This window comes from Aquimarina spinulae, from assembly GCF_943373825.1.
Lineage (GTDB): Bacteria > Bacteroidota > Bacteroidia > Flavobacteriales > Flavobacteriaceae > Aquimarina > Aquimarina spinulae.
On record NZ_CALSBP010000003.1, the window covers coordinates 421,739 to 444,064 of the forward strand.

Genomic DNA, 22,326 nt, shown 5'->3' on the forward strand with positions numbered 1-22,326 from the left:
TGATTCTTAAACAAAAAAACAAGTATTATGTAAAGATGTACTTAAAAAATCGACGGATTTTGTTCAATTTTATAATTATGAACTTAAAAAACCTTCTTTGTACTTTTTGGGCGTCATTCCAACGATACTCTTAAAATATTTATAAAACATTGATTTTGAATTAAATCCAGATTCATTCCCAATAGCTTCTAATGTATATTTAGAATTTGATTGAATTAATTGTTTTGCTTCTTCAATACGATATTCATTGGTGAATTCTGAAAAACTCTTACCCAAATTATCATTAAGTAATTGCGAAACTTGATGAGAAGATAGTTCTAAATATTCAGCTAAATCCTTAAGTTTTAAATTAGGGTTTTTATAAGGTTTTTGTTCTATCATCAAAGTGTTAAGTTTTATTATGATAACTGCTTCGGTTGAATTATCTATTTTTTCAATTATATTTTTTTTCTGAATGGGGAAAATTTTTGTCCGCACTTTTTTATTAAAAACGAAATACAAGAAAAAAGAATAAAATAATGCAGAAAAGGTAATTGAACCGACTACAAAATAGCTGAAGCTTACAAAAAAATATAATAGCCATAACAAGGTCACGCTTATAAGCAATAAACCAATCCACAAATTAATAGGATGGTTTTTTTCTTTCTTTGATGATAGTTTATTTATGTGCATAAAAAATAACCAACCAGAAATCAGTATATGACATAACCATTGCATATTAATTGCAAATAGAATGTATTTTGTCCAAGACACCTGATTGCCTTTAAAAGGATATAATAAGTGGGATGTAGTTGCGATAAGTACCCAAACTAAAATGTAATATTTCCAATTTGGAATAAACTTAGATGCAGGTTTTAGAATTGATAACACATATAAGAGTAAAAAAGGCCCAATAAAAACAAATGAAATAGCTTCGGATTGAGTATAAAAATTTGGTAGTGCCGGGCTAAAAAAATAAATTAATGATCTTAATGCTCGCTCGCTTATAAAAAAAAGAAATAAACCAAATAATAAATTTGATTTTTGCTTTTCTCTTTTTAAAATAAAAAATAGACTGGTTAGAAAACTATTAAAAATTCCTATAGCCCCAAAAAAGAATAAAAACAATGATGTAAAACTCATATTTAGTTAAAACATCAAATATATAAATATAGTATAGCAAAACTAAACCATTACACACACATTACACTCCTCTCCTCTTGTCGGCTCGTATAATATGTATTGTATTACCTCTTTTAAACGAGGTTTTTAGTTAGAAAACTTTTAAAATAAGCTGTGGAGATTAGAACTTTTTACTGCGCTAATTTTACATATTGTCGAAACTATCTAGAACTTTTTTCCTTAGTCGTACACTTATAGGTATTTGATAATTGTTAATAATAATTTGATTTTCTATAATTTTATTCACTTTATATTTTGACACTACATATGATTTATGTGTTTGTATAAAATTATTTTCTGGTAATTGTTCTTTAAAGCTCTTTAAAGTCATATTTGTAATTATAGTCTCTTCTAGTGTTATTACTTTAATGTAATTTTGCATTGCTTCTACAAATAGAATATCATTTATGTTTATTTTTTTAAGCTGTTTTTCACTTCTTAAAAACAAAACTTCATTTTCAGCGCTATTGGGGTAATATTTATAGACTTTATTAACCGCCTGTAAAAAACGTTCGAAAGAAATGGGCTTTACTAAATAATCTAAAACGTTATAGGAAAAGCTTTCCAAAGCATAGTCTTCATATGCCGTTGTCATAATAACTGAAGGGGAGTTTTTTAAACCTTTTAACCAATCAATACCTGAAACTATTGGCATATTGATATCTAAAAAAATTAAATCAATTTGATTTTTTTCTAAATAATGGTTTGCTTGCAACACATTCTTACATAACGCAACTACATTTAAAGACGAAATTTCATTACAATAATCTTCGATGCCTTTTCTAGCAATGGGTTCATCATCAATAATTAAACAGTTGAATTGTTTCATTTTTAAACGTTATAAATTAATAGAAAGATCAACAATATGTTTGGCCTTGTCTTTTTTTATGTCGAGTTGATGTTGGTCAGGATATAATAATAATAACCGTTTTTGCACATTGGTTAATCCTATTCCTCCTACTCTATTCGTATGTGCTGAAGATTCATCATAACTATTTACAACGTTTAAGGAAAGTTTTCTTTCAATTTCTTCAATTTTTATTGTAATAGTATTCAAAGTACTATCTATATGATTACCACCATGCTTAAAGGCATTTTCAATAAAAGGGATTAATAATAAAGGTGCAATCTTTAATTGAGAGTTTTCTGATTTGATTTCATAATCTAAGTGAATATCTGGGCTTCTACGTGTCTCTTCAATTTTAATATATTTTAACACATAGTCCAATTCTTTTTCCAATAAAATATGAGTATTACTTTCATACAATTGATATCGTAATAAACCAGAAAACTGTAGCAAAGTCTCTTTTGCTAAAACATCATCTTTACCAATTAAATGGTAAACACTATTAATACCATTAAATAAAAAATGAGGATTCAACTGTGCTTTTAAGTATTTCAACTCTATTTTATAAGTTTCTTCTATCAATTTTTGCTTTGTTTTTTCGGATTTTCTGTATTCAAATTTTACGATGTAATAAAAACCGGCAGCAGTATATAAGATATGTACAATAAAATTAGTTAAAAAACTTCCTAACAACGGCTCATCATTTATATTATAGGAACGATATAATATAAAATCACAATATGTTTCGATTACAGTTACTATTATAATTACAAGAATAGTTACTAGATAAAAGTTTATTTTTTTGTTACGCTTATATATTCTTGTAAACAAAAAAACTTGGGAATAAAACAAAACTGCATTAAAGAAAAGCCCATAGGCATATGCGTACGCTAAACTACCAGAGATATAAGTAAAACCATTCCAATTAAATTCTGATCCAAGAGCAACAAACCAATAATTTAGTAACCAAAACATTAGGTGTCCTATATACAGCGCTATTCTAGATGTATTCATTACACATTTTTCAACAAAGAAAGACAAAATTAATTTGTTTAGTTACGTACTTCAACGTTAATCAATAAATATAGAACGTTAATCAAATATTCATTTTTCGACACTATATTTTCTGTTGTTTTGTTTCAAATATTGAACATGAGAAAATATATTTTCGCCATCCTGTGCATATCTGGTATTACACTTAAGGCACAAGAAAAAACATCTAATAAAAAAAAGAATAAGCTTGAATTTTCTACGGGCTACACTGTTGGTTCTTTAAAAAATTTAGAACTTGCACCTGTAGCACGCTACGATTATAACGGTATAGTTTACAAATTGAGCTACGAGCGTAGAAGTAAAAACCAAAATATATTTGAGATAGGTTTAGATTTCTTAGGAAAAACAGCATTAAAAACTGACAGATTATCAAATTTTAATACAGAAATCTTAAAAGGAAAGGTAAATTTCTCGTATTTAAAACAACTGTATACAAAGAATTCTTTGTCAATACATTTAGGTCTACAATCACAATCAAATATTTCCCGTTTTTTTAACCATAGTGACTATGTTGATTTACATCAAGAATTTGGCATTACTAGTCGCTTTGGATATCAACTAAATGAAAAACAATATCTATCATCGCAAATTACTATTCCATTTGTTTTGGGTAGAGTTACAAGTGTTAATGCAGGCTTGTATTCCTTCAATCGTTATCAAAGCATTTCATGGAATTTGAAGTATGGGTATAACCTTTCAGATAACTTTGATATAAAAGTAACCTATGACTTTAGTTATAATAGGCTTCAAATACCTATTGCATATAGAGAATTACAACATCAATTAAACCTTGGTATTACTTATAAATTTTAAAACTTATGAAACCTATAATTTACATTTTCTCGTTCTTAACTGTTTTATTAATGAGTTCTTGCTCTGATACTCTAATAGGAGATGAAGGACAAATCGAAGAAGATATTTTTTTAAATTACCAAACGAAAACAGAATTAGAACTGCCATTTGAAAACGAATGGTATGTAGTTTGGGGAGGAAAATCAATTGTACAGAATAAACATTTTAATAATCGTCATGAGAGATATGCTATGGACATTCTACAAGTAGTAAATGGAGCTTCTTTTACTGGAGATGGTACTAAAAACGAAGATTATTATTGTTTTGGCGAGCGTTTAAATGCGCCTGGTGATGGAAAAATAATAGCTATAGAAAATAATATTGAAGATAATATTCCTGGAGTTCTTAATAAAGCTGGGGGTAATTATATCATAATTGATCACTTAAACGGTGAAGTTTCTGTAATGGCACACTTTAAAAAAGGGTCAATAATAGTTGCTGTTGGTGATACTGTTGTCAAAGGTCAAGAAGTCGGTAAGACTGGAAATAGTGGAAATTCTACTCAACCACATTTACATTATCATTTAACAACATCAGATAGTCCAAATGGTATTGGGCTTCCTCCTCAATTTATAAATTACTATGAAGATGATGTATTTGTATTAAAAGGTGAACCAGTAAGAGGACAAAAAGTTAGAAAAAATTAAAGAAGATTAATATTGGTAAAAGCTTTTTCCCAAGCAAAGTTACATAACGCAGAACATTATAGTATATATTAAACCCTAACTTCTATAACATTCTTTGTACTTTCGCCAATATAAATAATCACAATAATTAGTAAAAGAGTACTTACCATTACTATTACCGTTTTTTTTATTCTCTTGTTTGTGAAATAGGTATATAAAAAATAGGTTACATACACTATTAGAAAGATAAAAGTAATCAACATTCCTATTGAACTGGAATCATAATAACCAATTGAGTTTACTAAAAAATAAAATGTAATTCTATTAATTAATAGCACAAATGATTGAATAATATTTATAGCACTCAACAAGAAGAGCGCAGCTATAATCGATCGGATAAATGATTGCTTCTTATAATCTCTAAATAGATGAAAAATAATAGAATATAGTGGGATAATTAGAATTGTAATTATAAAGTAAAGCCACCTCACTTGTTTCGTATCCGGACCACGAGTATTAATTTTTATATATTCTTTTTTACCGTCTTCTAGTATTTGAAAAAAATCTCCATTTAATAAATCCTGAGTCAAGTTTACTATCAAAAATAAAAGTCCGAGTGTTGTAATATAAAAAAGAATGGGGTTTTGAAACGGTCGTGTTTTCCCAGAAACAAATCGATTAGTTGTGTTTCCTCCTGAATAGAATAAACTTTTTAAATTATATGCAAATCCTTTATCAAAAGAAAGTCCTTCTTTTATCATTTTCAATAAATAACTAGCATCAAATTGATCTATCTTTTCTTGCCCGCAGTTTGGGCAAAACTTCATGGTTAAATCAAGTTTTTGATTACAATTCTTACAGTTCATTTTTTTAAGTATATGTAAAAGCTATTTCTATACTTTTTGATAGAATTCTCTTTATATATGTTCCTGATTACGATTGTATAGTGCTTAACATGAATCGTAATGGTTTTCTAAAATTTCAATTAAATTTATAGACACTATGCAGATTTTCTTAACACTTTTAGCCTTTGTTTTTTAATATAATTACTTCAGGTTTTTATCTAAAACTAGCTGGTGTTCTTCCATACTTTTTTTTAAAAGCTCTATAAAATGCATCTCGGGAATTGAAACCTACCATTTCACCTATCGCTGCTATTGTATATTTATAATAATCATCATCTTCTAATAATAACTTGGCTTCTTCTACACGATAATCATTTACAAAGTCAAAGAAATTTTTATGTTCTATATGATTGATTATATAAGAAACTTGTTTACTATTAACAGCTACAGTATCACTTAACTTTCTCAATGTAAGTTTTGGATTATGATATAACTTGTCACTTTTAAAAGCATTTTTTATTTTAAACCTTAATGATTCAATTTCTTCGTCGGGTAATTCTATAGTCTTCTTTTCTTTTTTATCAAATTGATCAATTGTTACTCCGATACTTTCATCTGTGTGGTTTAATGCAATAATAACAAATAGAAACACATGTAACGACATCAATACTATAGATACAGGTTTACTATATACACTTTCTAAATTGAAAACAACGGGAAATAATTCGATGCTAGATTCAATTCCCCAAATTAATAAATAGCCAAACAAAAGATTTTTCATCCATGATAATTGTAATTTAGAAATATCAGAAAAATACTGTTTTATATAATTATTGTACTTATAAATCAATACAAGAGAAAGTAATAAATATATGAATGGTTGTATGTGCCAAATGGTAAAATGTTGAAAAGCTTCAACTATGGTTTGATTACTTTTTTGATTACTATCTAAATAAACATAGGCATTTTGGAGCTTTCTTACCTTTTCTTCTTTTTGAAGTAAAAAAAGTTCAATACGGTTTATAAATACAAATAAGGTTGGAATAAAATGCAAAAAATCTACCCATTTTAACCGAATTCCTTTAATACAAATAAAACGGACATATAAAAAGATTAATGGACCAATTGCAAATGTAAAAACTGGTCCTAAACCCAAAAAATAAGGAACACTTATCATATAACGGCTATATGAGAGCACGTCATGGATGAGGATAAAAGCAAATATGAGTAGTAAGAACCCCAATAAGTAGGCTCTGGTTTTATGAGCTCTTTTTTTTACAAACATATATAACCCAAGAAAGATTCCCTGGGTTATAGCAGCAATGCCTATAATTGTGTAAATATTAATAATTAACTTATTTTCTTCCATTTAATTTGACCAATTTGGCTGTGCATCATCCCAATCATTATTAGTTATTTTTTTTAACACTGTTCCATCACTTTTAATCGTATAAATGTCTAAATCTCCGTCTGCATCAGAGTTAAAAACTAAAGTCTTTCCATCTGGACTCCAATCTACCGCATAAGCAAAGAACGGTGATTCCCAATTACACAAAGGACTTTTTAAATTAGCTTTGGCTGTTAGGTTAACAATTTTATTTGTTTTTAAATCTAAAACTAATACATCTATATTATTGTGTACTTCATTAAAATTTAGATATGCCAATTTACTATTATCAGGTGAAATGGAAGGTGCAAATTCAAAACTAGTGGCAGTATTACTTATATTTTTTCTATTAGATCCATCTATATTCATAGAGAAAAGGTCGTAACTCCCATTTTCTGAAACAGCATAGCAATAAATCATTTTATCGTCTTTAGAAAAAACAGGTGCATAATGGCTAAATTGTTTATAGTTTTTAGTAATATTTTTTGGGTTTATACCTTTTGTATCTGTTATAAATACTTGTCTTTTACCCGATCGCCCTGCATCAAAGCCGATATAAGCAATATAATTACCATTATTAGACCAAGAAGCATCGTATTCATATCCAACAGAATTTTTAATCAACTTATTTACCGACCTTAAATCAGACGTCGCTTTAGCCAACTTCCAACCACCATATCTATATGTATTAAAGGTAATGTATCTATTATCCTTTGAGAAATGTGGTTGATATTCGCTTCTTGACTCTTTTTTTGTGAGTTGTTTTAATGAAGAGCCATCTGGTTTTACAGAGCACAACTCTTCTTGTCCAGCTATTCTACTCACAAATAGTATACGTTCAGAAGTTTCTAAATAATCTTCACTATCAGAAGAATACAATATTTTATCATTAAATAAATCTAAATTACTTAATAGTCCAAGACTTGTTAAAACTCCTATAAATAGTATAAAATTTTTCATATTCTGCTTCATGTATTAATTATCAAGAGAAGTTAACTGTGTTGTTTTTTTAGTATCAACGTTTATTTTATAAACCTCTGTATTTCCATTCTTATTAGATTGATACACAATAGTTTTATTATCTATCCACCTTGGTAAGAAATCGTGGTTTTTGTTATTTGTTAATCTTTGAATCTTTCTGGTTTTGAGATGCATCACATAGATTTCATAATTTTCATCTTTATTTGAAACAAAAGTGATTTTTGATTTATTAGGAGAAACTTCCCCCATGAATTCATGGCTTTTTGTATTGGTAATTTGTGAGTTTTTGCCTGTTGTGATATCGAGTTGATAAAGTTCATAATCCCCTGTTTTATCAGAATTATAAACCAAAGTTTGATTATCTATCCAAGAGGGATTCTCTTCACTTACTTCTTTTGTGTTTGTAACATTAATGGTTTTATTAGTAGATAAATCTAATACTATTAGGTCTCTTTTACTATTCAATTCTACTTCATAACAAAGTAGTTTTCCGTTAGGAGATAAAGTTGGGTTGCTCTCATTATTTTCACTATTTACAATCGCTTTCTCTTTTTTTGTTTTTGCATTCCATCTATAAATATTAGATCCATCAGGAGTCTTTACTTCATAAAAAATTTGCTTTAATGAATTAGCTACAGGAATATTTAAATTCTTGTTTGATGAAAATACTAATTTAGATTTCTTTTCACTTAAATTATAAGTATATACTTGAGGTTTCCCTTCTCTTTTAGAAACAAAAAGAACATGATTTCCTACAACACTTGGAGATTCATTTGTTATGGAGTTTCTAGTGATATTTTTATAGTTCCTTCCATTCTTATCTATTATAATCACTTCACTCATACCAAATGTTTCGGAAGAAAAAGCTACTTTTTTACCATTTGGAGACCAATCGGGTATATAACTATTCGTCAATTTTGAAGTTAAATGCTTTCTAAAGTTTCCCTCCAAATTTGTTTTATAAATACTGTTACTTCCCAAATCATTAGCTACAAAAACAATTTCTTTAGTATTAGATACATCAGGTGCCCATTCATTGATATTCGACGTATTAGTAATTTGCTTTATTTTCAAATCATCTAATGTCATAGTATATATATCTTTATTCTTTTCTCCGTTAAAATTTGCTCCGAAAATAATTTGTTTACCATTGTCAAAAAAATTGGCTTGCGATGCTCTATTCCCTTCTTTTACTATAGTTTTAAGTTCAGTTCCATCAATATTAATAATATATAAACTGGATTTTCTTTTTAATGACATATCAAAAACGATTTGCTTTCCGTTTGGAGACCAAACAGGATGAAATAACAATCCTTCTAAACCTGTCTTTATCTCTTTTATGACATTACCTTTCAAATCACTGATTACCAAAGTTCCTTTATCTCTTGTACAATACACTATAGATTTCCCATCTGGTGAAAATCTAGGATGAGAACCAAAAATATTTCCAACTTTTCTTTCTTGATTTGTTTTGATATTGCGAATGTATATACCTTGTCTATTGATCCCATAAGCATAATAAATTAGAGAAGTCCCATCTGGAGACCATTTTGGATGGTAATCTCTATTGGTTGTTCTAAATTGCGACCAAGCATTCATACATAAAATGGCAAAGACAATTAATGATGTTATTCTTTTAACGTTCATAAATTTCATTTTTAAGTTTTCAACAAAGAAAAAGTTTACAACTTCTGAATGTCGTTTTTTATAGTGTGTTGATGTCTTATGTCGAGAATTAGGACATTTTTTTAACAAAATTTATGGAGTTATCTCTTTTGACATGCCATTTAAGAAAAGAAAATTAAGTATAGAGTTTCATTTTTCACACATGTTTATTGTAACAAATTGGCCAATACCACGTATTTGATATAATATCAGATATAACAGTATATCTCGTGTTTTAACCAAAGTTTTCTGAGGCCGTTTCAACTATAATTTTGTCCTTTTCAGATTATTTATCGTAATGCGCTTTGAATAAGTTAATATGTTTACTAAAAATAAAATAATTTGAAAAAAATTAAGATCCTTTTAACGATACTAATTTTCTCTATGTGTTCTAATGTACACGCTCAAGGTGAATTTGAAAAGAAATATTCTGCGGACAGTTTAAAAATATGGACTCGAAAAACAATGAAAGAAGTTTATAAAAGTCATCCAGGAATGTATAGATATACATCTAAAAACACTTTTGATAAATTAATTGATTCAACAACGGCAACAATAAGTGACGCTCTATCTACAATAGAATATTACAGAAAATTAAAACCTTTATTCGCTAAAATAGGTTGTTTACATACCTCTTTAAATTTGTCTAAACCTTATCAAGAGTATTATGAAACTCAATATAACTTTATCCCTATAGAAATCTTTATAGATAGTAATGATAAAGTGTTTATTACTAAAAATTATAGTACGGATACTACAATCCCAATTAAAAGTGAAATAATATCAATTAATAAAAAACCTATTAAAGAGGTTATTGAGCAATTGTATAAAGCAATACCATCAGATGGTTATAATAAAACTTTAAAGACACTTGTATTAAACTATCATTTTCCGTTCTGGTACGAAAGTATTCTTGGTAGTACTAATAATTTTGAGATTAAAATAAACGACAATGGTCAAAAAAAATCATACCATCTAAATGGTGTCACTCGGAAAGAATTAAAATTACATGATTTTAATATTGATCAAAAAAGTCCATTAACATTTGAAATCAAGAAAGGTATTGGATACTTAAAAATTCAAACATTTTCAAGTAGTTCTTTTAAAAAAAATAATCAAACGTTTAAGAAAATTATTAATGATGTATTTGTGAAACTTAAAAAACAGAATATACAAAATCTAATAATTGATGTAAGAGGCAATACTGGAGGAAGTGATAAAAATGCAGTAAAATTAGCATCTTACTTTTTTAATGAACCATTTCAATATTGGAATAACCCAGTAGAGATATCTGAAGGATTTTATAACGAATATAAGTTTTGGTATGGTATTTTTTTTAGAAGACCAAAAAAAGTAGATAACGCCTATCAATGGAAAGGAATGCATTGGTGGCTTAGTACAGCTTTTAACTATTACAAAACTCAAAAGCCTTCAAGACAAAATTTTAATGGAAATACCTATCTAATAATAGATGGTGGTTGTATGTCTTCTTGCGCTGATGTTTCAGCAATTTTATCACATAACAAAAAGGTTATAGTTTTTGGGGAAGAAACAGGAGGAGGTTATCAAGGAAATACCAGTGGTATGATGCCTGTTACGCCTGTTTCCCCTAATCTTACAATGACAATTCCTTTACAGAAATATACAAACGCAGTTGATGCTACGAAGAATTTTGGCAGAGGTACTTTACCAGATTACCTTATACATAATACCCTGGAAAGCTGGATAAATAAAACGGATATACAATTAGATTATGTAATACAGTTTATTAAACACAAATTATAAATGCAGAAAGCTAGAAAAGACATAACTATTTCTTTATTATAGTCCTTAAAAAAGGAAAATTATCAAAATTTAAATCACTTCGTTATAGAACTACGTATATGACAAAGAATACCTTAATTTTATTTTTATTATTCTCCTCTATTGTTTCAAGTCAAACCCATAGAATAAAAGCTATCGACAGTCTTTTTGTTAAATGGAATCAACCGAATTCGCCTGGTTTTTCTGTTGGAATTATTAAAGATTCTAAATGCGTTTATGCTAAAGGTTTTGGTTTGGCAAATTTAGAGTATAACATTCCAAACTCCCCTTCTTCTGTTTTTAGAATTGCGTCGACCTCGAAGCAATTTACTGCTGCCTGTATTATTCTATTAACAGAGCAAGGTAAACTAAATCTTAACAATACATTAAACGAGTATTTCCCGAATTTTCCAGAGTATTCTAAAAACATAACTATTCGCCATTTATTGAACCACACTAGCGGTATTCGTGACTATTTAACATTAGCCTATTTAAAAAATTATGAGAGTAATGATTATTATGATGATAATGATATTATGCGATGGCTTGTAAATCAGAATGAGCTTAACTTCAAACTTGGTAGTGAATATTTATACAGCAATTCTGGCTATTGGTTACTCGGACAGATTGTAAATAAAGTCACTGGAATCAATATGGCAGATTTTGCTGAAAAAGAAATTTTTGAACCATTAGGTATGGTAAACACGCACTTTCATAATGACCATAACCATATTGTAAAAAACAGAGCTGTAGGTTATATCCCAAAAGATGACAATGATTATTCTATTAGTACAACCACTTTAGACATGATTGGTGATGGTGGCGTTTTTACAACAATTAACGACATGAAAAAATGGGATGATGAGTTTTATAAAAGAACGTTTTTTAGTGACACATTTTGGAATCTTATGACCACTCAAGGGATTCTAAATAATGAAAACCAAATTGAATATGCATCTGGTTTATTTATTGGACAGTATAAAGGCTTAAAAACCATCTCTCATGGTGGCGCATTTGTAGGATATAGGGCTGAATATATCAAATTCCCTGAACAAAAAATCTCTATTATTCTATTAGCCAATCGTGGTGATATCTACCCAACAGGTATATGCTATCAAATTGCTGACATTCTTTTTAAAGATGATTTTGTAGAAAGTGAAAAATATATCAATATAACTCAAAAAAAAGAAGAATTTATTACGATACCCATTAGCAAATTAGAACAATTTTCTGGACATTATTGGAATAATGCTGGCTCTTATTCGAGAAAAATCTATGTGAAAAATGACACATTACGCTATTCCAGGTCAAAAACCAATGAAAGTAGTTTACTGCCTGTTAACAAAAACACATTTAAAATGTTGAATATCAACGCCGATATTCTGATAAAATTTGAAAGAGATAGTAAAGATAATTCTAACATGGTGTTTAGTGTCAATGAAGGCAATCCATTTATATCTAAAAAATATACACCAAAAAACTATAAAGATAAAGAGTTACAAAAATTTGTAGGTGATTATTATAGTAAAGAGTTGGACATGTACTATAAATTGAAAGTTGAAAAAGGAACCTTGCAGTTATACATAAACGACACAAAATTTCTTATGAAATCTATCATGGAAAATTTCTTTACTAATAATAGATTTGGAAATATTCAATTCATTTTAAACTCTGACACCAATACTATTAGAGGATTTAACCTTGCTAGAGGAAGAGTAAAAAACCTAATCTTTAATAAAGTTGAATAATCATTCTCGCATGATGAAAGTTTGCCAATATAGATTAGGTTTGTATTTATTATTTTTTGTAACCTATTCCTATTCTCAAAATACTACAAGCCTAAATGGCGAATGGATATTGGAGACAAAAGCAAGTGTGCTTTACTCCAAAATAGATAACAAACCTATATCACATACAAATTCAGGCTATTTAAGAGTCACATTTGCCAGACCTAATTTAGTAGATATTACTAATAATTATGCGGCTAATTTACATTTTCAAAAGTTTTCACGTACAGACAATATAATTACGCTTCAGTTTGGGAGGCAATTTTTAATCGAAAAATTAACTACAAAAGAGCTTGTTTTGGTTGAACTTGAAAATAACCAAATAAATATAAAATCTGTTAGATATTGGTTCATTAAGGAGCAATTGTATTTAGATAAACTTCCTTTAAAAGCAAATGACAGCCTATTTGTAAACGGTAATTTTGTGTATCGTGCTTCTAAAAAGTTGTATCCAAAATTTACTAATAAAAAATATCCAGATTTTCATATTTATATGGATACACATATTAAGAGTAGTTATGAGAATGGAGAGAATTTTTACCTCGTCACTTTTGTATTAAAGCCTAACGGGAAAATTAGTGATATCGAAATATTTCATCGAGTTAATAAAGAACAAGATAAAAAAATAAGAAGAGCCATTAAAAACTCTGAAGGAATGTGGAAGCTTCCTAAACTAAATAATAAAAAAGTACCCATTTTATATTTTATTGAAGACAGAGTAAATAAAAAGAAAACTCGAAAAAACCTATTAGATTTTGCACCGCACACTTTTAAGAAATACCCTGATACGTACTATAAAAATTTCCATAAAGCTGTATTAAACATAAAGCAAGAAAATTATGAAGAAGCTTTAAAATACATAGCAATCTGCGAAAATGTCAATCCTAATGAGCCTAACCTTATTTTTTATAACATAAGATGTTATGAAAAAATAGGAAATATGAAGAAATCTAATGAAAATAAAGAGATACTAAAGAACACTAAACTTAAGTACTTATTAAAATAAAATCAATCATCATTTATAATTACTAAAATGAAAAAATTAGCCGTAATTCTTATTATGTTAATCACCTATCAATCATACACTCAAACAAAAACCATTTTTGAATATGTATGTAATGGGAATATTAAAAAAGTTGATTCTCTATTAAAAACAATTGACATTAATACAAAGAGTAAAAATCAATCTAATTTATTGCATTTTGCTACGTATTGTAACCAAAAAGAAATATTTGATTTTCTAATCAATCAAGAGATTAGTATTAATGAAAAAAATAAATTTGGCGATACACCACTGATGTATGCTGTATTGAGAAGAAATGTAAAAATGACGAAAACACTCATTGCCAAAGGTGCTAATGTAAACACTGTAAACAAAGACAACCTAACCCCATTATACAATGCGGTACAATCTGATAATACAGAATTAGTAAATATCCTTATAAAAGCAAAAGCAGATATCAATTTAGGAGCTACTTTGCTACACAAGGCAGTACTTAACAATAGTCTAGACGTTTTAAAAATGATAATCAATAGTGATACAGATATTGATATTATAAATGAGTATGGAAATACACCTTTGGCACTTGCGATACGTGAAAGAAATCCAGAAATAGCAGAGTTTTTAATAACGAAAGGTGCTGATCGAAAAAAAGTACCTAAATATAATCTTAAAGGAAAATATTTAGGGCAAACAAAACCTGACAGCATTCCCTTATTATTTGCTAAAAGCTTTATTTCTACAGAAAATTTTGTACATAGTCCTACATTTTCTTCAGAAGGAAAAGAACTATACTACACTGTAGAATCATGGAGATATCATGGAGGTACCATATTTATCACAAAACAAGAAAATGGAATTTGGACACAACCAAAACCTATAGAAATTGATGGAGACTATAGAGAAATAGACCCCTTTCTGTCACCAGACAACAACACTTTATACTATTGCACAGACAGACCTATAGTTGCAGGTGATTCTACACGAACAAATTGTGATATGTGGATGATAAAAAGGTTGTCAAAAACATGGGGTAAACCAATACATCTCGGTATGCCCGTAAATAATGCTAAACATCATGATTGGTTTCCAACGCTCTCTGATGATGGTACACTGTTTTATTCGACTGGACCAAATCGTTCGAGTAATATTGTTTTTTCAGAATACAAAAATGGAGTTTATCAAAAACCCGTAGACTTGGGTATTAAAGTTAATTCAGAAAGTAGAGATTATGATCCTACTATAGCTCCGGATAAAGACTTTGTTATTTTTTCTTCTAATAGATCAGGAGGATTTGGCTCTGTAGATTTGTATATTAGTTTTAAAGATAAAGCGGAAAACTGGACAAAAGCCAAAAATATGGGTGAATTAATTAACACAAAAAGCATTGAATTCGCTCCTCGACTATCACCAGATGGGAAGTATTTATTTTTTAATCGTGGAGCTAGCATTTATTGGGTATCGACAAAAGAAATTCAGAAATTAAGGTAATACACCAAATTATTCTAAATTACCATACCAAACTCTTAATTCGTGAAAAAAAAGACTAACTATATATGGCTTATTGTAATATCAGCAGTTGTTATTACCCTATTAGCTAATGTAGGGTTGTTTAACCATTTTCATAAGCTTCATAATTTAAAAGATCCTACACCAATGGATCAAGAGCAGTATTATTTCACTATTAGAATTGGTTTTGTAGGCGTAGCTACCGAATTATTGATGCTTGTAATTTTTACATTTTTTAATTATTCATGGAAAGATAAACTAGTAAAGAAAAGTAATACGTGGTTAATTATTATAAGTAATTTACTCATATTAATAGCTTTTATTGGTATGAAACTATTTATATTTAAATATATAACCAAAACACACCCTAATTTAGTATTCTCTTTAAATTACTTCAATGATTTTCTAATTAATCATTCATTGGTATTAACCATTGCTATAGCAGCTCCTTATATGTTATTACGTATAGAAAAGGCTAGGGAAATGGAAATGAATTTAGTTAAGATAAAAGAAGAGAAATCTATCGCCGAACTATCAGCTTTAAAAGAACAAATTAGTCCACACTTTTTCTTTAATACGTTGAGTACTTTGAGTACTATCGTTAGAAATGATACTAAGAAAGCTAGTCTCGAATTTATAGATGATATCTCAAGCACTTATCGCTATTCGTTATCATCTACTAAAACAGATTTAGTAACATTAAAAGAAGAACTCAACTTCATAGTGTCATACGCAGATTTGTTACAAAAACGTTTCGGTCAAAAATTAAAGATTACTTTAAACATATCCGAAGAAATATATGACACTGATATACCTCCTATGTCAATCCAATTATTAATAGAAAATGCTATACAGCATAATATAATTACTACCAAAAACCCTTTATATATAAAAGCATATAGTAATGATGGTTTCATATGTATTGAAAATAATTTACAGGAAAAACAAGAAATCGAAAGTTTTGGCATTGGCCTTATGAATTTGAACAATCGTTATAAACTAATAGCTAATAAAGAAATTTTTATTGAAAAAAAATCAAATCATTTTTTAGTAAAACTACCAGTATTAATATGAATGTAGTAATTATTGAAGATGAAACCAGTGTCGCGCAAAACTTGAGTGATTTGTTGCTTGAGATTAATCCAAAAATTAAGGTTTTGGTTGTGTTAGAAACAATAAGAGGAAGCATACAATGGTTTCGACAAAATAAAGCACCAGACATTGCATTTTTTGATATAAAAATAGCAGATGGTAGTTCTTTTGAAATACTTGAAAAAATGACACTTAACTTTCCTATAATATTCACCACTGCTTTTGATGAATATGCTCTTAAGGCTTTTAAATATAATAGTATTGATTATTTGTTAAAACCCATTAATAAATCTGATTTAAAAAAAGCGATTCTAAAATATAAAAACCTTTATACTCATGATAAGACCATTTTAAATGATAATGCAAGGCTAATAGAAATAATAAAGGAGATTAAGGAATCTACTAAAAACAACATTTATAAGAATTCTTTTTTAGTAAGCTACAGAAATCAATTAATCCCATTAAGTACTAATGATATCTCATATTTTTATCTAGAAAATAAAATTATTTATAGCAGAACAAATGAGAATAAAACCTACAAAATCCATAGTACTTTAGAAACATTACAAAAGCAATTAAATCCTTTTTTATTTTTTAGAGTAAACAGACAATGTATTGTTTCAAAACAAGCTATTAAATCTGTTAATGTCTATGAAAAGAGAAAACTAAAGCTTTTTTTATATCCACAACACTCTTTTGAAATAGTCATTAGTAAACTTAAAGCAACTAACTTTAAAAAATGGATGAAAAATTCACAGTAGATATTATAAAACAATTACAGACACATTACACTACCCTCCTGTCGTCTTATTTGAATAACGTTTTTATGCCATTTTTTAATTCGAAAACAGATTTCACTTCTTTAAGATCTAGTGGTTTATCAAAAATGGTAAGCTCATCCATAAAGCCAATATAGCCTAGACCTAACATGATCTTTCCTTTTTCTGCTTCCCATGTAAATGGATCATTAACATCTTTTATAGCGCCTTTGAATGTACCATTTAAGTATAATTTAAATATAGATTTTGTTGTATTCACTTTTGAGAAAGTAATAGCAATATGTGTCCATTTTCCTTTGTCAAAAGGAGGTTGTTTTACAGTAACAGTACGTTTTTCCCACTTAGCATTATCGTCTTTGTTTCCTGGATTCCAAACGTCTAAATCTCCCAAAGCTCCAAATCTAAATTTTCTAGGGTCATGATCAGTAAAATCTACCCATAATGCAGCATCATTGTATCTAACATCTGTAATACATATTGGGTCACAATAACCCGGTGCCAAATCATTGTCGGGGTCTAATTGTAACCAAAATGATATGGTACCACTCCATGATTTATTACTGTATCCCACATTTTTATATGCCTTATAAAAAACAGCGGAAGTTTTTGCCTTTTTAAAGTGAAGTGCATCACCTATAAGGCCTTTATTCTTAGCTAAAATAACATTAGGATCGTTTAAACCCGATTTAGCATTATCTGCTTTTTTATAATTTTCGGCTGTATACATCATTGCATCGCCAACAGATACATCTGCAGATAATTTTCCGTCAAAAGAACTGTAAAATAGTATATGACCTTTTAATTGTTTATTTTGTGAAAAAGAAATAGTAGTAATTAGTAAAAATAATACTCTAGATATAGATAAAAGCAGTGTTGTTTTCATGATTTTTTGATTAAAGGTTAATATTTATAACATTTGCCATGTTACTATTGTATTAGATGAATCAAAATTATTCAGATCACCTTAGCAAATATCAAATCCACATTAATTATGTATACTCCATTCAATAGCTTTATGAGCATGAATTTTTCCTGTGTCGAATATTGGAATAGCTATATCTAATTCTGAAATTAGAATAGGTAATTCTGTACAACCTAAAATAACACCTTGGGCACCTTGTTTTTGTAGTTCTTTTATAATCCCAATAATTTTTTGTTTTGAAACGTTTGTAAATTGCCCTTTTACCAATTCGTTATAGATTATATCATGGATAACTTGTCTATCGCTTGTATCAGGAATTAAAATTTCAAGCCCAAAATCATTAATCAATGTTTTGGTATAAAAATCTTTTTCCATAGTGAATCTTGTACCCAATAACGCTACTTTTTTTATACCTAACTTTTTGATAGATTCACCAGTGGTTCTAGCAATATGCATAAACGGAATACTTATATTTTCAGAAATATAATGGCTTACTAAATGTATAGTGTTTGTACCAAGTAAAATAATATCTGCCCCTGCCCTTTCTAACTGCTGTGCTGCTTGTTTCATAAGTTCTCCTATAGCATCCCAATCGCCTTTAAAAGTCAATCGTTCTATGTCTGCAAAATCTACTGAAACCATAATACATTTTGCAGAATGAGAACCTCCTAATATATCTTTTGCTTTGGTATTTAAAAACTCATAATATAGTTTTGATGATTCCCAACTCATTCCTCCTATTAACCCTATTGTTTTCATACTCTTATTATTAACTTCAACAAAGCTATGATGAATAGTTAGACTCAAACAGTTTTAAAATTGAGATAAATAAAAGTATAACTGAAATAATTTCAACTACAACCTATACCTAAGTAACCTATCTTTACAATTATGGAACTCAAATATTTCAGATTAATAAAAACAATTGTAGAAGAAGGCAGTATTGCTAATTCTAGTGAACGACTCTTTTTAACGCAGTCTGCTTTAAGTCATCAATTACGTGAGTTAGAAGAACGATTGGGTTTTAAAGTCTTTCAGAGAACAAGAAATAAATGGGAGTTAACTCAAGAAGGTTCAGAACTATATAAATTGGCTAATAAACTTTTTGATGCGATAGATGAAAGCCTTAGTAATATTCAGCATATAAAAGAAGGTTCAAAAGGTACCATTAAGTTAAGTGCAGAATGCCAATCATTTTTTCATACTATTCCCGGGTTTATACAAAAAATGGGGATTCTATATCCAGAAATTGATATAGATATAACTCTAGGCGCAACACATCAAACCATATCACAACTATTATCTGATGATATAGATATTGCCATTGTAACATCTAAACCTGCTTCTAAAGAATTGGAAAGCATCAAAGTGTATAAAGATGAGATTTTTGCTGTTGTACATAAAGAAAATCATCTTAATGATTTAGATTATTTGGAAGCAAGTGATTTTTCAGACATACACTTATTAATAAACTCTTTTCCGTTAGAAGGTGTAGCTGTTTATGAGCAATTTCTAAAGCCAAATGGAATACATCCTATTAAGATTTCTGCAATTCCGTTTACAGAAATTACATTATCAATGATACACGCTAATATGGGAATCATGTGTGTTCCAAAATGGCAATTGACTCCTTTTAAATTGTCTAAAGAGTTGATGTTTAAACGCATTGGAAAAAATGGTTTAAAACGAAAACATTATTTAGTTGTAAAAATGAAACATAGGAATAAAAAGTATATACACGATTTTATCTCTAATTTTGAAGAAGATTTTTTAGACGTATAATCTGTTTCACATATATTCTCCCTAAACCAATCAAGATAAAACTCCCTAGTTTCTACCCAACCCACAATTCATCCTTAAAAAAATACAATTCGGTAATATCCTTTTTATAGATAGCAATGTGCTTGCGATATTTGAACAATCAATAAGCAAAACCATCTATGATTCAAGTACAAAATCTTTCCAAATCATTTCAAAATATACAAGCGGTAAATGATATTAGTTTTACCATTAAAAAAGGAGAAATCTTCGGGTTTTTAGGTCCCAATGGAGCTGGAAAATCTACCACGCTCAATATGATGAGTACTATTTTAAAAAGCGATGCAGGAACTATTCATATCGATGGTAAAAATAGTAATAAAAATACTTCAGCATGTAAGCATCTGATTGGTGTTGTACCGCAGGAAATATCCTTATACGAAGACCTTTCTGCCTATAAAAACTTATTGTTCTGGGGAAATCTATATGGAATTCCTTCCAAAATATTGAAAGAAAGAATCCATACCACCCTGAAGTTGATCGGATTGTTAGATCGAAAGAAAGATTTGATCAAAACCTATTCGGGGGGAATGAAACGCAGAATCAATATTGCTGCGGCATTGCTACATCATCCGAAAGTATTATTTATGGACGAGCCAACTGTGGGAATAGATCCGCAAAGTAGAAACCACATTTTTGAAGTCATCGAAACCTTAAACAAACAAGGAATGACCATTGTCTATACCACACATTATATGGAAGAAGTAGAGCGTTTGTGTGATCGTATTGCAATTATAGATTCAGGGAAAATCATCGCACAAGGAACACAAGATCAGTTAAAAGAATTGGTACATACCAAAGAAAGTATTCAGTTCGAATTTAATTTCCTCTCCGAAAGCAACGTAAATCAACTCAGAAAATTACTTTCCCATACATTGACACAAAACAAAAACAAGTTATTGATAGAGTGTACAGTAAAAGAGCTTTCTAAAGTAATTACAGCGTGTAATGAATTGCAGCTACCAATCAAAGACATACAACTGAACAAAGTAAACTTAGAAGCGATCTTTTTAAGCCTTACAGGAAAACAGCTAAGAGATTAATCACCTTCATATCCATCTATTACAAAATCAGCCATCATGATAGTTACTATTTTACAAAAAGACTTAAGATTATATTTCTCAGACAAAAAAGGAATCCTGATTACCTTTTTATTACCTATTATAATGATTACACTATTTGCATTTGCATTTGGTGGTGTTGTAAAAAAGAAAAGCGCTCCAAAACCTTTAGGGGTTTTGGTCGTGGATAAAGATGCGACAACAACTTCTCAAGAATTGATTACAAAATTGAATAGCATGCAAACCATTCGTTTGATTGCTTCTGAAGAAGAGAAAGCCTTAGATCTTGTTAGAAAAGGGAAAAATGTAGCCGCTCTAATTTTTGAAAAAGGATTTTCGGATGCTGTTAAAACCGATACAGACTTGCCTATCGAACTAAAATACGACGCTGCAAGAGATTTACAGATGCGAATTGTACATACCGTTTTAAAAGAAGGATTCAAATATCATTTAGGAAAAGTAGATGTGATTAATACTGTAAAACTAAAAACGACTTCGCTAATCAAAGAGAATTCTACCAAAGCGCATCCTGGTTTGGTACAAGCTGTAGGAGGAACAGCAATTATGATGTTGTTATTTAGTATAGCCGCTATTGGCGGTGGATTGTTAGATGAAAAAGAGGCAGGTACTTTAAAACGTTTGCTAATTGCTCCTGTAAAACCATTAGATATTTTATTAGCAAAAATGGGAACAGCAATGGTGGTTTCTATTTTACAATTAGCCACCATGTTTATCTTTGCGTGGCTGGCATTCGGGTTACCTATTTTTATGGATCTATTCTCATTAATCGTATTGATTTTATGTATCTCGTTTGCAGTTTCTAGTTTTGGAGTTTTCTTAGTGTCTACAGTAAAAACACGTCAACAATTACAAGGAATGAGCACCATTATTATCATTCTGATGTCAGCAATTGGAGGAAGTATGATTCCGATTAGTATGATGCCAGCCTTCATGCAAAACATTGCAGTAATTAGTGTAAATTATTGGGGGATTGAAGGTTTCTTTGATATTTTCTGGAGACAATTACCTTTGATAGCTATTCTTCCTAAAATGGGAATTCTATTAGCCATTGGTTTGGGAATGACTTTGGTTTCTACAGTATTGTTTAAGAAGAATGTTATTGCCATAGAGTAAGCTT

20 protein-coding genes are annotated in these 22,326 nt (G+C 29.1%); 11 read left to right on the forward strand and 9 right to left on the reverse strand.

From position 1 onward, the window contains the following. Positions 1 to 75: 75 nt before the first annotated feature. The 3 genes from NNH57_RS24575 to NNH57_RS24585 form a co-directional block, all read right to left on the reverse strand. Entirely contained in the window at positions 76 to 753 is a 678-nt protein-coding gene (locus NNH57_RS24575; RefSeq protein ID WP_159099178.1) for a helix-turn-helix domain-containing protein, read from the reverse strand. A gap of 553 nt (positions 754 to 1,306) precedes the next feature. Then, complete coding sequence (locus NNH57_RS24580; RefSeq protein ID WP_108807530.1) at positions 1,307 to 1,990, reverse strand: LytR/AlgR family response regulator transcription factor; 684 nt, start codon at positions 1,988 to 1,990, stop codon at positions 1,307 to 1,309. 9 nt (positions 1,991 to 1,999) lie between these two features. Continuing rightward, complete coding sequence (locus NNH57_RS24585) at positions 2,000 to 3,022, reverse strand: sensor histidine kinase (protein WP_074410397.1); 1,023 nt, start codon at positions 3,020 to 3,022, stop codon at positions 2,000 to 2,002. Positions 3,023 to 3,160: 138 nt separating this feature from the next. Here NNH57_RS24585 and NNH57_RS24590 point away from each other — a divergent pair, with 138 nt between their 5' ends. Both NNH57_RS24590 and NNH57_RS24595 read left to right on the forward strand, forming a co-directional pair. Then, positions 3,161 to 3,874 carry a hypothetical protein gene (locus NNH57_RS24590; protein WP_074410398.1) on the forward strand — a complete coding sequence of 238 codons (714 nt, stop codon included), beginning with the start codon at positions 3,161 to 3,163 and terminating at the stop codon, positions 3,872 to 3,874. Positions 3,875 to 3,879: 5 nt separating this feature from the next. Then, the gene (locus tag NNH57_RS24595; protein WP_082995070.1) at positions 3,880 to 4,560 is read left to right on the forward strand and encodes a M23 family metallopeptidase; all 681 of its coding nucleotides are present in this window, start codon (positions 3,880 to 3,882) and stop codon (positions 4,558 to 4,560) included. A gap of 68 nt (positions 4,561 to 4,628) precedes the next feature. On the opposite strand, the gene NNH57_RS24600 is transcribed toward NNH57_RS24595, so the two are convergent. The 4 genes from NNH57_RS24600 to NNH57_RS24615 form a co-directional block, all read right to left on the reverse strand. Continuing rightward, the gene (locus NNH57_RS24600; protein ID WP_074410400.1) at positions 4,629 to 5,405 is read right to left on the reverse strand and encodes a zinc ribbon domain-containing protein; all 777 of its coding nucleotides are present in this window, start codon (positions 5,403 to 5,405) and stop codon (positions 4,629 to 4,631) included. A 193-nt stretch (positions 5,406 to 5,598) separates the two neighbouring features. After that, the gene (locus NNH57_RS24605; RefSeq protein WP_074410401.1) at positions 5,599 to 6,753 is read right to left on the reverse strand and encodes a helix-turn-helix domain-containing protein; all 1,155 of its coding nucleotides are present in this window, start codon (positions 6,751 to 6,753) and stop codon (positions 5,599 to 5,601) included. After that, positions 6,754 to 7,731, reverse strand: coding sequence for a TolB family protein (locus NNH57_RS24610; RefSeq protein ID WP_159099177.1), 978 nt, complete (start codon positions 7,729 to 7,731; stop codon positions 6,754 to 6,756). 15 nt (positions 7,732 to 7,746) lie between these two features. Next, positions 7,747 to 9,399 (reverse strand): PD40 domain-containing protein, encoded by a 1,653-nt coding sequence (locus NNH57_RS24615; RefSeq protein ID WP_159099176.1) that lies wholly within the window; start codon positions 9,397 to 9,399, stop codon positions 7,747 to 7,749. A gap of 360 nt (positions 9,400 to 9,759) precedes the next feature. Here NNH57_RS24615 and NNH57_RS24620 point away from each other — a divergent pair, with 360 nt between their 5' ends. From NNH57_RS24620 to NNH57_RS24645, 6 genes are all read left to right on the forward strand, one after another. Then, positions 9,760 to 11,202, forward strand: coding sequence for a S41 family peptidase (locus NNH57_RS24620; protein WP_132066240.1), 1,443 nt, complete (start codon positions 9,760 to 9,762; stop codon positions 11,200 to 11,202). Positions 11,203 to 11,300: 98 nt separating this feature from the next. Further along, positions 11,301 to 12,968 carry a serine hydrolase domain-containing protein gene (locus NNH57_RS24625; RefSeq protein WP_108807526.1) on the forward strand — a complete coding sequence of 556 codons (1,668 nt, stop codon included), beginning with the start codon at positions 11,301 to 11,303 and terminating at the stop codon, positions 12,966 to 12,968. A gap of 10 nt (positions 12,969 to 12,978) precedes the next feature. After that, positions 12,979 to 14,013, forward strand: a complete 1,035-nt coding sequence (locus NNH57_RS24630; RefSeq protein WP_132066242.1) for a hypothetical protein — start codon at positions 12,979 to 12,981, stop codon at positions 14,011 to 14,013. Between the two features lie 27 nt (positions 14,014 to 14,040). After that, positions 14,041 to 15,498 carry an ankyrin repeat domain-containing protein gene (locus tag NNH57_RS24635; RefSeq protein ID WP_074410407.1) on the forward strand — a complete coding sequence of 486 codons (1,458 nt, stop codon included), beginning with the start codon at positions 14,041 to 14,043 and terminating at the stop codon, positions 15,496 to 15,498. A gap of 42 nt (positions 15,499 to 15,540) precedes the next feature. Further along, on the forward strand, positions 15,541 to 16,590 hold the full coding sequence (locus NNH57_RS24640) for a sensor histidine kinase (RefSeq protein ID WP_074410408.1): 1,050 nt from the start codon (positions 15,541 to 15,543) through the stop codon (positions 16,588 to 16,590). Further along, positions 16,587 to 17,369: a LytR/AlgR family response regulator transcription factor gene (locus NNH57_RS24645; RefSeq protein ID WP_074410409.1), complete on the forward strand. Its 783-nt coding sequence runs from the start codon at positions 16,587 to 16,589 to the stop codon at positions 17,367 to 17,369. Before NNH57_RS24640 ends, NNH57_RS24645 begins: the two co-directional genes overlap by 4 nt. A 46-nt stretch (positions 17,370 to 17,415) precedes the next feature. Here the strand turns inward: NNH57_RS24645 and NNH57_RS24650 are convergent, their stop codons facing one another. Both NNH57_RS24650 and NNH57_RS24655 read right to left on the reverse strand, forming a co-directional pair. After that, entirely contained in the window at positions 17,416 to 18,270 is an 855-nt protein-coding gene (locus NNH57_RS24650; protein WP_074410410.1) for a LamG-like jellyroll fold domain-containing protein, read from the reverse strand. A 102-nt stretch (positions 18,271 to 18,372) separates the two neighbouring features. Continuing rightward, the gene (locus NNH57_RS24655; protein ID WP_074410411.1) at positions 18,373 to 19,068 is read right to left on the reverse strand and encodes an aspartate/glutamate racemase family protein; all 696 of its coding nucleotides are present in this window, start codon (positions 19,066 to 19,068) and stop codon (positions 18,373 to 18,375) included. A 132-nt stretch (positions 19,069 to 19,200) separates the two neighbouring features. Between NNH57_RS24655 and NNH57_RS24660 the strand changes: the two genes are divergently transcribed. The 3 genes from NNH57_RS24660 to NNH57_RS24670 all read left to right on the forward strand — a co-directional run bounded on the left by NNH57_RS24660 (position 19,201) and on the right by NNH57_RS24670 (position 22,322). Further along, entirely contained in the window at positions 19,201 to 20,091 is an 891-nt protein-coding gene (locus NNH57_RS24660) for a LysR family transcriptional regulator (protein ID WP_108807524.1), read from the forward strand. 158 nt (positions 20,092 to 20,249) lie between these two features. Beyond that, a complete protein-coding gene (locus NNH57_RS24665; protein ID WP_074410413.1) occupies positions 20,250 to 21,170 on the forward strand; it encodes an ABC transporter ATP-binding protein in 921 nt (306 codons plus the stop codon). A gap of 36 nt (positions 21,171 to 21,206) precedes the next feature. Beyond that, positions 21,207 to 22,322: an ABC transporter permease gene (locus tag NNH57_RS24670; protein WP_074410414.1), complete on the forward strand. Its 1,116-nt coding sequence runs from the start codon at positions 21,207 to 21,209 to the stop codon at positions 22,320 to 22,322. The last annotated feature ends 4 nt before the right edge of the window (positions 22,323 to 22,326 follow it).

Coding starts and splice junctions, on each gene's coding strand:
- NNH57_RS24580 (WP_108807530.1), bottom strand. CDS start 1,990: ATGAAACAATTCAACTGTTTAATTATTGATGATGAACCCATTGCTAGA.
- NNH57_RS24585 (WP_074410397.1), bottom strand. CDS start 3,022: ATGAATACATCTAGAATAGCGCTGTATATAGGACACCTAATGTTTTGG.
- NNH57_RS24590 (WP_074410398.1), top strand. CDS start 3,161: ATGAGAAAATATATTTTCGCCATCCTGTGCATATCTGGTATTACACTT.
- NNH57_RS24595 (WP_082995070.1), top strand. CDS start 3,880: ATGAAACCTATAATTTACATTTTCTCGTTCTTAACTGTTTTATTAATG.
- NNH57_RS24600 (WP_074410400.1), bottom strand. CDS start 5,405: ATGAACTGTAAGAATTGTAATCAAAAACTTGATTTAACCATGAAGTTT.
- NNH57_RS24605 (WP_074410401.1), bottom strand. CDS start 6,753: ATGGAAGAAAATAAGTTAATTATTAATATTTACACAATTATAGGCATT.
- NNH57_RS24610 (WP_159099177.1), bottom strand. CDS start 7,731: ATGAAAAATTTTATACTATTTATAGGAGTTTTAACAAGTCTTGGACTA.
- NNH57_RS24615 (WP_159099176.1), bottom strand. CDS start 9,399: ATGAACGTTAAAAGAATAACATCATTAATTGTCTTTGCCATTTTATGT.
- NNH57_RS24625 (WP_108807526.1), top strand. CDS start 11,301: ATGACAAAGAATACCTTAATTTTATTTTTATTATTCTCCTCTATTGTT.
- NNH57_RS24630 (WP_132066242.1), top strand. CDS start 12,979: ATGATGAAAGTTTGCCAATATAGATTAGGTTTGTATTTATTATTTTTT.
- NNH57_RS24635 (WP_074410407.1), top strand. CDS start 14,041: ATGAAAAAATTAGCCGTAATTCTTATTATGTTAATCACCTATCAATCA.
- NNH57_RS24645 (WP_074410409.1), top strand. CDS start 16,587: ATGAATGTAGTAATTATTGAAGATGAAACCAGTGTCGCGCAAAACTTG.
- NNH57_RS24650 (WP_074410410.1), bottom strand. CDS start 18,270: ATGAAAACAACACTGCTTTTATCTATATCTAGAGTATTATTTTTACTA.
- NNH57_RS24655 (WP_074410411.1), bottom strand. CDS start 19,068: ATGAAAACAATAGGGTTAATAGGAGGAATGAGTTGGGAATCATCAAAA.
- NNH57_RS24660 (WP_108807524.1), top strand. CDS start 19,201: ATGGAACTCAAATATTTCAGATTAATAAAAACAATTGTAGAAGAAGGC.
- NNH57_RS24665 (WP_074410413.1), top strand. CDS start 20,250: ATGATTCAAGTACAAAATCTTTCCAAATCATTTCAAAATATACAAGCG.
- NNH57_RS24670 (WP_074410414.1), top strand. CDS start 21,207: ATGATAGTTACTATTTTACAAAAAGACTTAAGATTATATTTCTCAGAC.